Here is a 16,001-nt window from a genome sequence, read left to right as displayed (position 1 = left end):
TAGTTAAATTGATTATATTCACATACCATTTAAAAAAATAGATGTCAAATTTTTACAGTCGGTTATTGACATTCATAATAGCTTAAATATAAATATATTTAGCAGATGAATTATGCTTTCATATTATTAACTATATAAAAGGATGTTATATGGAAAAAAAACCATCAATCCCTCAGATTGTCACAAGCAACACATTCGTTAGAGAAAAACTCCATAGGGCTAATCTTACCCCAGAAATACTGCGAACCCATTGTGTTAGTGTTCGGTTAAATAAAAAAGAATTATTATTTTTAAATACCCTCCGTGGTAATTATTCAAAAGGTGAATGGCTTCGCATGGCATCATTAAATCAACTCCCCCCGATAGTTCCTTCAATTAATCTTGATATGTGGAAATCCTTTGGAGATATGTCACAGAAGCTGAACAGAATACTTGTTCATCTCGACAACAAAAGTAGTGGTAGTTCGCTGACAAAAACAGAGATCTTCGTAATCAAAAGGCATATCAGTGAACTTCGCGAGGAACTCATCAATGCAGACATATGGAGCAAACCCTATGAAGGGTATGCGAAAAATTAGGAGAGGTAAGAGCTTCGCTGGTGTAGTCCTATACGCATTAAAAGCTGGAACCCACCATAGAAGCGATCCAACCGTCATCGGCGGGAACCTGTTGAACGACTCTGCTAAGGATCTTATCGCTGAGTTTGATAGCAGCAAACAGCTTCGCCCGGAAGTAGAAAAAGCGGTGTGGCACAACTCGCTTCGCTTACCCACCGGTGAAAACCTAACCAATGAACGGTGGGTATCATTTGCCAACGACTACATGCAACGCATGGGGTTCAGTGATACCCATCTCAGGTGTTATGTGTTGCACGACGACGAAGCAGGCCAGCACATACACATTATCGCCAGCAGGATTGATTTGAACGGCGGTAAGTTGTATTTAGGCAGGAACGAGAACCTTATCAGCACACGAATCATTAGTGAGTTAGAAATCGCTCATAACATGACAGTGACCAAGACAGCACCATCCCTCTCGAATGCACAACCGAAGCGGAAGAGAGTGTCCCGTAATGAGAAAATGCTATCTGAACGGACTGGGGAGCCTTCACCAAAAGAAGCTCTACAACAGATCATTGATAAAAGTTTGGCTGATACGCCTGAACTTCTAACTTTTATCAAGCGACTCGCAGATAGCCAAGTGACCTGTAAAGCCAATATCGCTTCGACGGGAAAAATGAATGGCTTCTCATTTGAATACCAGGGTATTGCATTCAAAGCATCTCAACTCGGCAAAATGTATTCATGGGCGAATCTTCAAAAGCTTCTCAACTACGAGCCTGAACGCGAAAACTCACTACTCCTGAATACCAGGCAAGTTGCTCCTGCTCCTGCTCCTGCTCCTGCTCCTGCTCCTGCTCCTGCTCCTGCTCCTGCTCCTGCTCCTGCTCCTGCAAAAATGGTAATCAACACAGTCAGGGAAACACTAACCATTTCTGAGAAAATTGCTTCGCTAACGCCTTCTCCTTCTCATGCCCCTTCAATAACTGCTTCTGTTGCACCTGCTTCGAAGACGGTAGTTAAAGAAGATAAGCGGCAGCAGATACTCAATGCCATTTTCGATTTACAAAATAGCAAGAAAATCAGACAAGTAAGACCTCGTCGCTTCATGGTTTGGATCAAATCCATTAATGCATTGAAATTATTTGGTTTTTGTTTGTTGTATGCATTCAGAAAATTCAAAAGAGTGTTGAAAATCCACTGCCTTACCCCTTTTTTGCAAATCCAAACCCAGGCAAACATTAACAAACTGAAATAACCAAGAATTGCCATGCTGTAAAAATAAGCATACTCGCTTCAAGGGATAATACGTTGATTTCATGTGAAAAATATTGATCGGTTTTACAGATCGATAATCTAGTGTTGATAGCCCATACCTATCATGAATACAACATCGATCGGTACAAACGTTTTTACTAAAGCCCGCAAACCATCGAGAATTCATCGAGATAAGTTTAAACGTTGTTAAAAATCAACCAGATTAGATGGATACTTAAATGACAACAGAAATCAGTTTCAAAGAACCTTCTAAACCAACAATCTTCGTTATGAAACGGGTCTGGATAGCATTGGCGATTCCCGTAGGCATAATGCTTGCGTGGGGAACAGAAGCTGTATCGCAATCCTTCATGGCATGGTTTTTCGCTTGTGCTTTTATCATTTTTACAGCAATACCTAAGTATTTAGACAAACGTAAGAACAACGCCACTATTGATTATTTTAACGATAATGATGATGGTTATTACTATCACGAGTTTGACAAGACATCGTTGCTTATAGATTTAAATAAAAAAATTATTAAACTGAAAGAAAAAAATAAAGAGCAAACATATCCATTGAGTGATGTTAAGACATGGCGTTACGATTTAACAAGCTCCGGTAAAGTAATAGGAGTAGGAATCACGAACGGAATTATTGCTAAGTCACAGAATGATTCTAATAGATTAAAAGATGCAAAAAACTCTGGTTTTTTCATTTCAGTAAAAGATATTCAAAATCCCGAATGGCAAATTAAATTCTTCCCGAAAGAAGGTCGTTTCAGTGACGACAAAGGCTTCAGAGATACCGAGATCCAACTTAAAAGATGGATGCAAGTGTTTGAGCAAGTTCTGAACCAAAACTAAAACTTTTAAATAGAACAAGGACAGTATCATGAATAAATTTATTATAGCATTTTTATCTATTACAATTTCCATTGTATCAGGGTGTTCATCTTCTGGTAATCAAGCCTTAAAAAATGAAAGTCAAGCTTCACTGCAAACGAAGCTTGTAAAAAATAAAACAACTAAGAGCGATGTTGTCAGAGCATTTGGTTCACCTACGTCTGTAACTTCAAAAAATGACGGTGGCGATATTTATCTATATGAAATGAACAATGGGAAAATAAACCCGTTGACTTATGTTCCTGTCGTTGGATTCTTCGCTGGTAATACAACAACAGAATCAAGAACACTATCCATAACATTCAATAAGAATGATACTGTCAATACATGGAGCTTTTCGTCAGAAGACAGAAAATCTGAAAACGGGATTGCCAACTAATATACCCTACAAGAGATTGTGATAGCCTCATAGTTCAGGGCTAGGTTATTACAACCTCTTTCTTTTAATAGGCTTACAAGCTGTTGTCACGCGACTGTTAATCTCTTTCATTTCATACTGAGCTTTTAACTCAACGTAGACTTGCTCTAATCTCACCTGATTCCTTTCAATGTAATCTACCAATGTATTTAACTGAAAGAAAAGCACCTCTTTATGTGGTAGTTCTTTTATAAGGTTGCCTTTTAGACATTTAAATACGCCACAGAACATCTGCATAATATTATCAATGTTTTTAGTTGAACAGCAATACTGAGAGTTAGGGTAGAAATACTTAAGATGATACCCGACAAAAATCAAATACAACTTATATGTGAATATTTCATCTTTTTCGTTATACGTTTCGGTAATATATTTATCAATGAGTGTTATCAACTTCTCTTCTTTCGATAGAGATTTATTTTTATTATCCATAAATTGCATCCTTGCAATAGGTTTGTCTTCCTGACTTAATTAAATAATTATCAGCTTTTATGAGGTTGTCAATAGGTAAAACCTATCAATATAAAAATAAATAATAAAAATATCATTATACTAACTCAATCATTATTATTTACTTTTGATTAAATGGTCGATTCAAGTTCTCTAGTGAAACACCATGCCTGTAAGCATTATACTGCCAACGGGTAAACTGTTCCTTATACCTTTTATTTAGGCTTTTTAATGCGTCATTCTCTGCTTTAAGGTTCAAAATCTGCTGTGCAGCAATAGCTAAATTTGCAGGTTTCTTTAAATCAGATGCTTTCAAATTTAATACGTTCTTTTTAACTCTATACGCCTCGACAACCTCCTCATGTGAATTAAGTGATTGCCTCGTTATGGTTCTATTTAATTTTTTGTGTATCGACTCACACAAATTAACCCATGTAATTTTCCCATTCCACATTTTTATAATATATGTTATCGCCTTTATCTCACTACTACTCAAATGTTTTGCCATATATTTTTCCTATTTTAGTTACCTAACAAATTGTTTATTCTATTTAAATTCAACTCATGATGCTTGATCCATTTTTCAGCACCATAGTCACCATTTTCAAATGCTACTTGAGTTAGTCTCTTGAACTCTATTATTCTATCTCTGATGATTAGAAGCCTATTCTTATCAGTTGGTTTTAGTTCTTTTAAGTGATTGTATGACTCAATATATTGATTTATTTTTTCACAAGGTAGAATTGCATAATCATGAATACAATAACCGCGTTCTGTTAAGTGTATTGCTCCATGCTGAAGATCATTTAAGTTCACAGCTAATCCTGCAGATGAGTTCGGCTCCTTATGGCAATAAGAATTTACATGGAAATCAATAGTTCCAACTTTTTCCACCATCTCTTCTTCTGAAACATGGTTATAAACACGGTTCTGATTTACATTGACTCTACCAGACCATTTTGAGATATCTAATTCCGACATTTCACCGTAATGAGCAATTGTGTTTAAAAGATGTCTTGGCTGGTGTGAACGAATGAGTAGTGGCTTTCCTTCCTCATCAAAGAAACCATATCGAGCAAAGATATTTTTATAACCATACTCATGACTTTCTTTCCATTGCATATCAACGGAAAAGAACCCTTTAGTAGGTTTATACAGAGAATAGATATTCGTCATTCGTGACAAAACAAGCTGATTATCATTAAGTAAACATAATGCATTACTATATTTTATAGATTTTTCTTTATCAAACCATGGGAAATTTTGGCTAAATCCTGAACGAATCATTTTCCATAGTTCATTCAATGTGTATGCGTAATCACTTGCATTAAGGAAGGTCTTATTGCCATCAAGACTCGTCCTTTTAACTTTCAATATACATGCTTTTTTGTCATGCAAAGGATATCCCAATGCATGGCAGACCTGCTCAACTGTTAATTTCTCTTTTTCATCGACCAATGGACACAGTTCATGTCGATAAAACTCGTCAGGGTGATCTTCGCACCATATAGCCAGTGACCTTGCATTTCGAGAGAGATGACGTAGCCTTCTGACAGCTTTCTTTGCAACTGGCACCATAACTTGTGGAATCCACTTTATATTAGGCCCATATCCCTTAACTGAATAAAATCTCAAAGCATATCTTTCAATTCCCTTGCTATCTTGCTGGATAATTTCACAATCAGCAGGTAAAGCTAAAATCTCAGAAATTCGGCTTGGACAACAGAGGAGAAGCGCAAATACTGAACTTGTAAACATATCTCTTTGGCTCATTACATCATCATCTTTTGAAAAGATATCTGCAATAGCTAATAACGCAGACTCATTGGGCAATTTATCTTTTCTTTGATAGTCATCTATGACTGGAATATAATTATTTTTAACTTTTTGTTTTACCGAGTTTTTCCAAGCTATATAGCCAGCTTTTACAAGATTATGTTCGTAAAGGAAATTGGATAATCTTTCAAGCTGTGTTCCACATTGTGCCAAAACATTACCCTTGAAATGTTTTCTTCCGATTTGCATTGCTTCATCAAAAATTATGGTTGTAACATTATAAATGAAACCATTACTACAAATCTGCAAAAGTGCTTGTTCAAGACACCTCAATGCCATCATCACAGATCCATAGCTCTTTAGCGGTTTTAGTGAGTGTTGATACTTAATGTATGCTTTAGCAAAATTAGCAAACTCGTCATGCATTGCATCTGCAGAACTGAATTTTTTGCACCCCACGCCGATCTTCCGAAATGTCGTAACTCCTTTCCACACACAGTTATCCCAATCTTTAATTTGAGTCAATCCAATCAATTTATAATGGCAAAATTTTATGAAGTTATTATAATTATCCTCCACATTTATTGAATATTTAGATTTAAACAAAACGATATTATTCATTAACTGTTATCCTTAATATCTTCAAATGGGATAAAAAAAGCACATTGATCACAAGGGTAATCTGAATTTTGCGCTTGACATATTTTTGTCGAGAAAAACTTAAAAGCCAGGTCTTTTTTCGATTTCATCCCATACATAAAAATATCTGCTAAAAATGAAAGTTGCTTTGTAACAGCATTATCTATCCTTTCCGCACTATCGGCTAAGTTCTTAATATAAATCCCAACACTTGAAGTCGAAGAGTGGTCAAGCAATTCGGCAATGACGCTGGCATCATGACCATCCTGAGCCAGCAATGTCGCTATCGTATGACGAAGTCTTCTTGGATTAATTTTTAGTAACAAACCTGTCCGGCTTGAAATTAAATTTTCAAATTTAACTATTCTAGTTAATGCAGCATGGGCTATTGAAGGCTTTGCATTTAATACATCATTATTTGTTAGCTCAAATATATTTTTTGTTTTCTCTAACTTGCACAGGCTTTGCTTGTTTAGAAATATAGGAATTTCTCCTTTAACCTTATCATCAAGAGACATGCCAAGAACTTTCTCAACAAGATCAACTGAATCATTGGCTTGCCTAACTATAACCGAAGCCAGGTGCGGGATGATAGCAATATCCCGATATTGTTGTTGTACATCTCGTTGTTTAACTCTTGGCATACTAATTAAGAATTCAGTTAAATCTCCACTTATATTCTTTTTTTTAATATCTTTATATTTTAACAGAACTAACTGCTGTGGCCTTCTTCCTGTCATGCTAATTAATAACGATATCGCATAATCTGATAATGACAATTCCCCTTTGCCATACGCATTAGTTATAGCTTTGATTAATGAATCAAGCTCATGTTTAGTTAGTGGTCCTTCATTCGGGTCGTCTTGCAAAACTTCCTGCCCAAATTTCTTTATTTTAAGATCGAAGTGTTTCAATAACTCAACTGCATTTTCATCAACTCCAGGATATCCAAACTCGAACCATTTAATAATAAATGGTCTTAAAACCCGTAAATTTGTAGGGTGGATATCTTTATATTGCATCACTGCCTTATCATTAATGCTTTCTGGCTGTATGTTCTTAATGAAATGCACCATATGATTAATTATGGTTTTTACGTAAGAACGACTATTACTACAAGCATATTGCTGCAATGTATTTATGAATCCATTAAGCAAGTTTACATTCATAATCTCGATTAAATTGCTAATACTTATTTTACTGTTCTCATCTAAACCTAATACCCTCTGGACGATAATGGTTTTACCTTCATTAGATTCTATATTTTTATTGTTTTGCATAATATTATTCATTACACATTCCTTTAAATAGTGTCTTTTGAAGATCAATTGATGTCTTTTTCGAAATTTCGACAATATGCCTGCGATTATAGATTAATGAAGTGTCTGAACCCGGTCTCCATCCCATTAGGTAAGAACGGATTTGCTGTTCCTTTTCATCTGAGATGCCCCCTATTTCATCTATTACTTTCGAAAACTCATAGTTCCAAGTATGTCTAAGTTTATGACCTGTCAATCCATCTAAAAGTGAAGATGATTGTCGAACAACGCTGACTATTTTATGATAGGAGGAAAATGATAGAGGTTGTCCCTGGGTTCGGCCTTCCTTGTAAGTAACAAAAAGAAAATCGTTCTTTTTCGCGTTTTTAATTTTGCGTCTATCATTTAAAATATAGTCCGAAATTTCCAGCATTAGTGTTGTATCAACAGTCAGCTTTCTCTCACAAGTTTTAACTAATGGCTGGTATACTCGTGGATCTGATCTATCATTAGGCCTTCTTCTTATAGCGATTGTTGATTCTGAAAAATTGATATCGCTAATCCTTAAATTCAGAAGTTCACCAGCTCTAATACCAAATGAGTGAAGCAACAGAAATATTAGATTATTCCTTTTTTGTACATTTATTGAAAATGGGTTTGAATTGCTACCGGGTGCAAGTATGTTAAATAAGGAATCAAGTTGATTTTCATCTAAACTCTTTTCAATATTCATATTATATTTACTGTTGTTTCTTGGCTGTTTTCTTTTTATATTTTTAATGAAATTTTGTATCTCTTTAATCTTATCTTTCTGGCTTGAAAGAGAAAGATGAATTTTGCATAACCATTCTAGATAGTTAGCAATTGTTGTCACCCTGAAATATCTAGTTGGAATTTTAACAGCAATATCTTTAAAACTGTTAGGTTTTGCTTTCTTGAAATTGATCGATGTATACTCTATCAAGTCATCGATTTCATTAGGAGTCAGAAATATCATCTTCTGAATTCTTTCGTCAATCTCAATGTTCTTATTGTCAAAAAAACGATATAGCAATGAAATGTTGCCTGCTATCACTTTCATTGTTGATATTGACTCAGAACGATTCCTGACTTGTGTTGTTATATACAGATTAGGATAAAAAAGTGGTTCCCCTGTTTCTTTATCAACAACATGACAATATCTTTCACCATTTTCAAACATAAATGAATCCACGCAAATACTACACATATATTCCTCCTAAAGTTTACAAAAAGTATAGTTCTAATATATTAGTAATAGACGGTTTTTAAATTTACAAAAAAAATTAAAGGGAATATTCTTAAAATTATTTGTAAATCAATATATAACGATTTAAAAAATTACAATTTATCATCTGGTAGATCTAGTGTTTATTATGTACACCTAATACTTAGAAACGAGTGTCAAACCTAAGTAGAATAAGATACACAATATTTTCGTAAAGTTTTTTGTAAAGTTTAACCCTGTATTTATCATTCAAAATTTACATTTTCTGTAAATATTTTCATTTTCTCTATCCTTTAATAGAATTATTTTTAAGCAGCGTTTTTTCTTGTTTTATCTATTGCGGTTTTAATCCATTCATCGATTTCAAACTCTACGAATGCCACCGAGCGAATTTCTATCTTTATAGAACCAGGGAAGCGCCCCTCACTGATCAGGCAATAGATCTAGGCTTTTCCGTAGCCAGTTCTCAAGAGGACTTCAGGAAGAAGTATTAGATGAGTGCTTTTGTTGTTCATTTCATGTTTCCTCTTGTTCGTTTCGATGAAATGACTATACGAACTGTCGGAATAAGAAAGGAGCGAGATTCCGAACTACAGGGCAATGAGTAGCCCTGTAGAGCTAGGTGTCGTGGAGTTACGATTAGTTGGAATCAGAGAGTTTCATCACATCTGAAACTCTCATGTTTTTTAGGTGTGGATTTCGATTCATGAAAAAATTGAACTGCTTGGCGAAGTCCATTGTTGCAGCTTTCATAGCAAGTGGTCGATCTGCATCTTTGATGTGATAGTGAAGCCGGATTGAAGCCTCATCGTCTTCGTCCGTGTATAGAAGACGAGAAAGGCGATCATCTGACACTCGAACATCCTTCCTTTTCGCCCATAGCAATATGTCCAACATCGCTAGCAAACGATAGTTTATGATTTTTTTTATAGTTCCATAGCCAAAACGAACCGCCCCAGCCTCATCAACCTCAACCCCTTTAATCCGTCTCCATTGAGGCAGTGCTGCTTTTATGGACTCTGTAATTTCATCGTCTGTTCCACTACCCAGATCGATTTCGAGCAGAACAGTTTTCTCACATAAAGGGAACATTAGCGCTGATACATAAGCTTCGTGATGGGGAGCGTTAACACTGTATATATCGCTTCCTCTTTCCCAAGTGAAAAGATTCACATTGAGAGCAGATACGCTCAGTTGAGCAAGCCTGCTGATATCAGTTATAAAAATGTGGGGAGGGTTGTAAAGGCTATCGTGGGTCGTTGGGTAGTCGAGTTGTGTGTCATTGAAAAGATGGGGGTTGCCACTGAAAATTTTCGTCATGTAGTTCCACAACCCTTTTTTCTCTTCCTCCGTGGGCCATGGCTTAAACAAATGCGATCTAGCCCAAAGTTCATGATACAGGCCGTTTAAGGTGATTTCTTCGAACTTACGGTAGTTATCTATGTCGAGCCAAGCTTTGATTTCTTTTGTATGCTCTGGGGACCAATTTTTCATCGAAACACACTCCAGCAATAGAACATAATCTGTTAGTGTTGAACTTCCCAGACTTAATCAATTTAAGCAAGTTTCAAAGACTTAACCGATGACAGCGACATAAAAATTCTTTGTTGGTATTAATGTTGGAACAATTATGACTACCTATAAAAATTCTCTTTTAAATCATGAAAATATTTATACGTTCGATTCCTGTAGGGGACACCATTTCACAGTTCACCTCAGTTCTTACTAGTTCGCTAAAACCCCACCACACCTGAAACCATCTTTGCTAGTAGTTCGCATTGGTTCGTTGACAGCCGCACTCTTTAGCGGGTAAAAAACGAGTAAATAAATTTACCCACCGGATTTTTACCCATGCTCACCGTAAAGCAGATAGACACAGCCAAGCCGAAAGAGAAGCCTTACCGACTGCTCGACAGTAATGGACTCTATCTCTATATCCCACCTTCCGGTAAAAAAGTGTGGCAGTTGCGCTTCAAGTTGGCGGGTAAAGAAAAGATTTTAACCGTGGGTAAATTCAGTGTGCCACTACACTTGAAATTTTCCTTTACGTAGGTATTTTTAATTCACGGATAAATGGTGATTCTGTTCAAAATTAACTAGAAAAAAACCACCACAGATGACTAGCCACACATTTTAATTAAAACAAATCATTCAAAAAAAATTCATTACTTAAAATAAAAACAAACACCAGAAATAGCGAGTAAAGCAAGACCAGTGACTGATAAAAGATACTCAACAACAAACCATTTTTTATATTACTGGGAAGAGCCCGCATAAACTCAACATCATTGAATTTACTATGTGCCGATTTCTTACCAAAAATGATAGGATTAATTATGAATTGAATTTTCATAGCATGTCCCTCACTAAAACCCACCATATCTGATTCATAAAATGTCTGAACACTTAGAGGTAAAGAACCAAATTCCTTTTCATACAAAACACATACCTTAATGAATCTTTTTTATTTAAATATGACAGGGCAATGGTAATAAAACCTAAGGCGATCCCCAAAGCTGTGACTATAGATATAGTAAGATCAATAACAGATATCGTCATTTAGTGACCCCGATAAATCCACCCCAACTGTCCTACAGCCTTCAATTAATGATTTTTGTCTAAATACATACAGATTCCGATAATAACACATGTAGCACACCCCAATACAGCGCAGTAATACTCGGCTACAAACCACCGCTTTATGTTATTAGGTAACTGCCTCATAAACTCAACGTCATTGTTTTTACTATGCATTGATTTTTTGCCAAAGATCAATGGGAGAATAATGAACTCTATTTTTGTCGAATAACCCGCACTGAATCCTATAATGTCAGCATTTTTTAAAATGGTAGCGCTTAAAGGTAATGAACCGAACTCCAGTTCATACAAACGACAAACCTCAAGAAATCTTTTATTATTAAGATATGCTAAAGCAATCATGCTAATGAATGAAATAAACATCACAACACCAATCGCTATTGTAAAATAAGTAAATATAATAGCCATTATTTAACGACCTCATATACTTGCTCTCCTAAATGAGAGCCAACGGCGCTCCCAACTTCACTAGCCCCATATCCGACTGCGCCCGTAAAAACAATGCCGCAAGCTAATGCCCCGACGCCGCCAGCCTCGATGCTCAGCCCCCCAAGAACCGCATAGCATACAGCAGTCGATACTGAACCAGAAACTAACATACCCGCGCCGATCCCAGCACCAACACCACCACTAAAACTCCCCACTTCGGTAAAAGCAGTCTTTGCACAATCACTTCCTACTGTACAAGCTTCATATACTTTATCTAACCGGTTAACACCATCTAAGGCAATACCAACATAACCGGCCTTTTTCATCAATTTCACGTATTTGGCGGCATTCTCCATATACGTGGCATAGCCTTCAATATCTGACACGCCAGTTTGATTCCAGCGATGTGTTATTGAGCTTGATGATAAACCGAGTGAGCGGCGAATATCAGGATAATCTTTCAAACCTATTTTATACTTGGTGAAATCTGTTAATACACCGTCTAACTCTTTAAATAATTGTTTTCGCTCAACAAAAAACTGCTCACCAATCAATGTCCCACTGGTGATATATTGGTTTTTATATGTGGCCTGTATTTTTGCTAAGATACTTTCGACTTTCTCGAAATACTTGCCCGCAGCATCCGCAGCGACTCCACTATACAAACTAGTTTGTGAGGTAAATAAATCAATAGTGTCTTTATTTCGATGCAGAAAATTGGCTTCCTGATGCGTGAGTGGCGCCAGTGCTGCATCTACGCGTTCTTTTGCCGCCTGCATATGAGCTATTTGAGAACTGTCCTGCTTGGCTGGGTCAACCAGCAGCATGATCGTACCGGCCTTGAATTCCTTACCGCTTCCATTCAGGGAACAGAATAGCTCTTTCGTTCCTGCTGGCGGTTCACCGCTAAACAGGTAATTCCGGAAGGTTTCTGTCGTTGCACCAAATGGCATAACACCGAAGCCAGCGTCTACGGCTTCGCGTTTATCTGGCTGCGGCTTTTTCGCTGCCTGTGCATGTTGTGTTGGCTGGGTCATAAAATCAGGCTCGGGGGCCGGTTTGCTTCCCATCCACTGTCCCGCTGGAGCAACGAGTCTGTTCGTTCCTGGCGGACATCCACACATAATCTCTGCACCATCAACGGCAGCGGCTATTCCGTCCAAAGTTACCCCGGAATGCCCTTCTATTATCACTCCCGGCTTACCACATTTAGGGCAGGTAGTCGTTTTATCTCCAATGCGTAAAGCGCCTAGTCCAGCATTTGATGTGTTCTGGTAGCTACTTATGCATTGTGCACCGGTGGTCGTTGGGTCACCGTCCAAGCCTTCGCCTTTGCCATCCCAGCATGAGCGACTACTCATCGTTACCCACCTCTTTGAGAAAATCGTCGCACAATGGCACGCCTTCTCGCTGTGCTATCAACGCAGTCGACTGAGGCGAACTAATTATCTCATCGCCATTGCTCAGGCGGCTACCAACGAGCGCTATACTATGGCCGTGATTATCATGCATCGCCTTCCCAGCACCGCTGATGATGATCGCAGTACTGCCATCCTCATAAATTACACTGTCACCAGTCCGAGCACCCTGAACTTTATGACCATTATTAAGTTGGATAGACTGTCCTGAATTACCCTGTTTTATCACCCCGCCCTCTCGGCTCTGGCTCCCCTCAGTAGCAACCCGGTAAATTGCCACCACCGGGTGCTCACGTAGAAATGCTTCCTGCGCTTCAACGTGCAGCCTTGCGTCATCGCCCATAACCGATTTTTGCTCTGGCGAAAAAGAAGGACGATTCAGTGACGCTTTTAATTCCGGGGTCAATACGTTGGTGTACTGCATTTCCATGACATTTCCTTGTACTTGCTATGGGTATCCCCTGCATCATACTCGTCGTTGCTCTTAACCTAAATTATTTTTGAATACGGGCATGTCTAAAAGAGAAACCTTGATCGAGATATTGCATGAATGCTGTCTGGTTTATCATGCGTTCTCTCAAAGTATCTCTTGAGTAATAACAAATAACATTTAGTACAATATATTCAATGACATAATTAAAAATAAGATTCCTGTAGGGGACACCATTTTCACTTCCCATCACGTCTCTAAAAGTCTAAAAAAAACCTATATTTCAAATCAATAAACTAAAAACACGTCTCAACATGTCTAAGAAAATTTAGTAAAAGCTTTCATGATTGTGTATGTGATGACGTATAACTCAGGTTCGAAGAAGGTCATAAATACAGATGCCAAGTACGTCTTTGCCGGAATCCCCCCTTTAATCATTGCTACCAATACCTACACACCGGCCACTCCCCCCGTGGCGTTGTGGGATAAACGGCTTGATTTTCTTACGATTCATTTAGAAAGGGATATGGGCGGAACCACACCGGGAAAAATAGGCTGCATAAATTAACTTAGGGTGACATTTTCATTAACATTTATCTGCCTAAGGTGCCTCCATTAGCCCCATTCCATTTAACATTTAACATTTAACATTTAACATTTAAAGTAAAAATCTATTTTTGTTAAAAATAAAAAATAAAAACCTGAAAAAATAATTTTTAAGGTTATACGTAGCGATGGGATCGAGCCAGAGATTATCTTAGCTATCGCTGTGTGGTAACCGGATACCGATACCCACAAATTCCCAATTTTGAGATCTCGCGCATTTTTTTTGATGAAGAATTTGTTTTACTTACACATGTTAACAAATGTTACGAAAATGAGTTCGTAATGAAAACTCTAATGTCCGTAAGGAAACCTTCATGAAAATTGTTGCTACTTTTTGTCTCGCGGGACTTTTCTCTGTCAATGCTTTTGCCCTCACCGGCAATGATGCGACCACCAAACCAGACTTGTACTATCTGAAAAACGATCAGGCGATCAATAGCCTGGCGCTGCTTCCGCCGCCACCGGCTGTGGGCAGTATTGCGTTTCTCAACGATCAGGCAATGTACGAACAAGGGCGTCTTCTGCGCTCGACGGAACGCGGCAAGCTGGCGGCTGAAGATGCCAACCTGAGCGCGGGCGGCGTTGCGAATGCGTTCTCCACGGCGTTTGGTTCACCGATTACGGCGAAAGACACGCCGGAGCTGCATAAGCTCCTGACCAATATGATTGAAGATGCGGGCGATCTCGCCACCCGTTCGGCGAAAGAGAAGTACATGCGCATTCGTCCGTTCGCGTTCTACGGCGTGCCGACGTGCAACACGACCGAGCAGGATAAGCTGTCTAAGAATGGATCTTATCCGTCGGGTCACACCTCCATCGGCTGGGCAACAGCGCTGGTGTTGACGGAAATTAACCCGCAACGTCAGGATCAAATCCTTCAGCGCGGTTTCGATTTAGGCCAGAGCCGCGTGATTTGCGGATATCACTGGCAGAGCGATGTCGATGCTGCGCGTATAGTCGGCTCGGCGGTCGTCGCCACGTTGCACACTAACGAAGCTTTCCAGCAGCAATTGCAGAAAGCCAAAGACGAGTTTGCGAAACAGCATAAGTCGTAAATTTATTGAGACGTAAAAAGTCAAAACGATTTTGCCTGATGACAGATTGTCAGGCAAAAGCGTCAAATTTTATTCACCCCGATACGGCCTGTTACCAGCCCGGAACCGCGCCACCGTTGAAGATTTTTTCTGCGGCTTTTGCCACTTCCGGCGACTGATAAGATTTCAGAAACTCCTTCACGTTCTCCGCGTCTTTATTATCTTCTCGCGTCACCAGCAGGTTCACGTAAGGTGAATTTTTGTCTTCAATAAACACGCTGTCGTGGACCGGCGACAACCCGGTTTGCTGAATATACGTGGTGCTGATGATCGCCACATCGACTTTCGGGTCGTCGAGCACACGCGGTAACTGCGCGCCTTCCAGCTCCATAATGTTCAGATGATGCGGGTTCTCAACAATATCCGGCGCCGTCGGCAACAGACCTTTCCCCTCTTTCAGGGTGATCAGTTTCTCTTTTTGCAGCAACAAAAGCGCACGGCCAAGATTGGTCGGATCGTTCGGGATCGCCACCGTCGCGCCGTCTTTCAGCTGATCGACCGTTTTGATTTTTTTCGAATAACCGGCCATCGGGAATACAAACGTATTGCCGACGGCGACGAGATGGTAGCCATGTGCTTTATTGTCCTGATCGAGGAACGGACGATGCTGAAAAACGTTGGCATCCAGCTCACCGTGCTGCGTGGCGTCGTTCGGCAGCAATGAACCGCTGAACCCGACCAGTTCGACATCCAACCCGTATTTCTCTTTCGCGACTTTTTTGGCGACTTCGGCGACATCCTGCTCTGCGCCGTTAATCACACCGACCTTGATGTGCTTCGCGTCGCTGCCCTTTTGATCACAACCCGCCAGCAACAATCCTGCGAGTAATACGAAAGCGCCGGTCCGAAAATGCGGCATTGTCAGTTTCACGTTTTTTCCTTAAAAAATAAGCCCTGATCCAAAGTGATGCAGACT

At 39.0% G+C, this 16,001-nt stretch carries 16 protein-coding genes and 2 pseudogenes; 6 read left to right on the top strand and 12 right to left on the bottom strand.

What is annotated here, in order from left to right:
• Window positions 1-149 precede the first annotated feature (149 nt).
• The 4 genes from ACLBVC_RS06330 to ACLBVC_RS06315 all read left to right on the top strand — a co-directional run bounded on the left by ACLBVC_RS06330 (window position 150) and on the right by ACLBVC_RS06315 (window position 3,101).
• On the top strand, window positions 150-578 hold the full coding sequence (locus tag ACLBVC_RS06330; protein ID WP_410148933.1) for a hypothetical protein: 429 nt from the start codon (window positions 150-152) through the stop codon (window positions 576-578).
• Window positions 556-1,818 (top strand): relaxase/mobilization nuclease domain-containing protein, encoded by a 1,263-nt coding sequence (locus ACLBVC_RS06325; RefSeq protein ID WP_410148932.1) that lies wholly within the window; start codon window positions 556-558, stop codon window positions 1,816-1,818. The genes ACLBVC_RS06330 and ACLBVC_RS06325 overlap by 23 nt, the downstream gene beginning before the upstream one ends.
• A gap of 238 nt (window positions 1,819-2,056) precedes the next feature.
• Window positions 2,057-2,683 carry a DUF4755 domain-containing protein gene (locus ACLBVC_RS06320; protein ID WP_410148931.1) on the top strand — a complete coding sequence of 209 codons (627 nt, stop codon included), beginning with the start codon at window positions 2,057-2,059 and terminating at the stop codon, window positions 2,681-2,683.
• Between the two features lie 28 nt (window positions 2,684-2,711).
• Window positions 2,712-3,101 (top strand): hypothetical protein, encoded by a 390-nt coding sequence (locus tag ACLBVC_RS06315; protein WP_410148930.1) that lies wholly within the window; start codon window positions 2,712-2,714, stop codon window positions 3,099-3,101.
• A gap of 48 nt (window positions 3,102-3,149) precedes the next feature.
• Here the strand turns inward: ACLBVC_RS06315 and ACLBVC_RS06310 are convergent, their stop codons facing one another.
• The 7 genes and pseudogenes from ACLBVC_RS06310 to ACLBVC_RS06280 form a co-directional block, all read right to left on the bottom strand.
• Window positions 3,150-3,572 (bottom strand): hypothetical protein, encoded by a 423-nt coding sequence (locus ACLBVC_RS06310; RefSeq protein WP_410148929.1) that lies wholly within the window; start codon window positions 3,570-3,572, stop codon window positions 3,150-3,152.
• Window positions 3,573-3,711: 139 nt separating this feature from the next.
• Window positions 3,712-4,098, bottom strand: a complete 387-nt coding sequence (locus ACLBVC_RS06305; protein WP_410148928.1) for a hypothetical protein — start codon at window positions 4,096-4,098, stop codon at window positions 3,712-3,714.
• Window positions 4,099-4,112: 14 nt separating this feature from the next.
• Entirely contained in the window at window positions 4,113-5,987 is a 1,875-nt protein-coding gene (locus tag ACLBVC_RS06300; protein WP_410148927.1) for a DNA-binding protein, read from the bottom strand.
• On the bottom strand, window positions 5,987-7,297 hold the full coding sequence (locus ACLBVC_RS06295; RefSeq protein ID WP_410148926.1) for a tyrosine-type recombinase/integrase: 1,311 nt from the start codon (window positions 7,295-7,297) through the stop codon (window positions 5,987-5,989). The genes ACLBVC_RS06300 and ACLBVC_RS06295 overlap by 1 nt, the downstream gene beginning before the upstream one ends.
• Entirely contained in the window at window positions 7,290-8,492 is a 1,203-nt protein-coding gene (locus ACLBVC_RS06290) for a tyrosine-type recombinase/integrase (protein ID WP_410148925.1), read from the bottom strand. The genes ACLBVC_RS06295 and ACLBVC_RS06290 overlap by 8 nt, the downstream gene beginning before the upstream one ends.
• A gap of 326 nt (window positions 8,493-8,818) precedes the next feature.
• Window positions 8,819-9,025 (bottom strand): annotated as a pseudogene (locus ACLBVC_RS06285) (helix-turn-helix transcriptional regulator).
• Between the two features lie 124 nt (window positions 9,026-9,149).
• The gene (locus ACLBVC_RS06280; RefSeq protein WP_410148924.1) at window positions 9,150-10,004 is read right to left on the bottom strand and encodes a DUF6387 family protein; all 855 of its coding nucleotides are present in this window, start codon (window positions 10,002-10,004) and stop codon (window positions 9,150-9,152) included.
• Between the two features lie 357 nt (window positions 10,005-10,361).
• Between ACLBVC_RS06280 and ACLBVC_RS06275 the strand changes: the two are divergent.
• A pseudogene (locus ACLBVC_RS06275) lies at window positions 10,362-10,526 on the top strand (Arm DNA-binding domain-containing protein); the annotation flags it as partial.
• Window positions 10,527-10,647: 121 nt separating this feature from the next.
• Here ACLBVC_RS06275 and ACLBVC_RS06270 read toward each other — a convergent pair.
• The 4 genes from ACLBVC_RS06270 to ACLBVC_RS06255 all read right to left on the bottom strand — a co-directional run bounded on the left by ACLBVC_RS06270 (window position 10,648) and on the right by ACLBVC_RS06255 (window position 13,385).
• Entirely contained in the window at window positions 10,648-10,950 is a 303-nt protein-coding gene (locus ACLBVC_RS06270; protein WP_410148923.1) for a hypothetical protein, read from the bottom strand.
• Window positions 10,951-11,114: 164 nt separating this feature from the next.
• Complete coding sequence (locus ACLBVC_RS06265) at window positions 11,115-11,516, bottom strand: hypothetical protein (RefSeq protein WP_410148922.1); 402 nt, start codon at window positions 11,514-11,516, stop codon at window positions 11,115-11,117.
• Window positions 11,516-12,898 carry a PAAR domain-containing protein gene (locus ACLBVC_RS06260; protein ID WP_410148921.1) on the bottom strand — a complete coding sequence of 461 codons (1,383 nt, stop codon included), beginning with the start codon at window positions 12,896-12,898 and terminating at the stop codon, window positions 11,516-11,518. Before ACLBVC_RS06260 ends, ACLBVC_RS06265 begins: the two co-directional genes overlap by 1 nt.
• Complete coding sequence (locus tag ACLBVC_RS06255) at window positions 12,891-13,385, bottom strand: PAAR domain-containing protein (RefSeq protein ID WP_410148920.1); 495 nt, start codon at window positions 13,383-13,385, stop codon at window positions 12,891-12,893. The genes ACLBVC_RS06260 and ACLBVC_RS06255 overlap by 8 nt, the downstream gene beginning before the upstream one ends.
• Before the next feature lie 920 nt (window positions 13,386-14,305).
• Between ACLBVC_RS06255 and phoC the strand changes: the two genes are divergently transcribed.
• Entirely contained in the window at window positions 14,306-15,046 is a 741-nt protein-coding gene (gene phoC, locus ACLBVC_RS06250) for an acid phosphatase PhoC (protein ID WP_195824738.1), read from the top strand.
• A 91-nt stretch (window positions 15,047-15,137) separates the two neighbouring features.
• On the opposite strand, the gene nlpA is transcribed toward phoC, so the two are convergent.
• Entirely contained in the window at window positions 15,138-15,956 is an 819-nt protein-coding gene (gene nlpA, locus ACLBVC_RS06245; protein ID WP_410148919.1) for a lipoprotein NlpA, read from the bottom strand.
• Window positions 15,957-16,001 lie beyond the last annotated feature (45 nt).

Source organism: Rahnella selenatireducens, assembly GCF_046449555.1.
Classification (GTDB): Bacteria; Pseudomonadota; Gammaproteobacteria; order Enterobacterales; family Enterobacteriaceae; genus Rahnella; species Rahnella selenatireducens.
The sequence above is the reverse complement of the archived record's forward strand: the minus strand, read 5'-3'. Positions and strand labels throughout refer to the sequence as shown.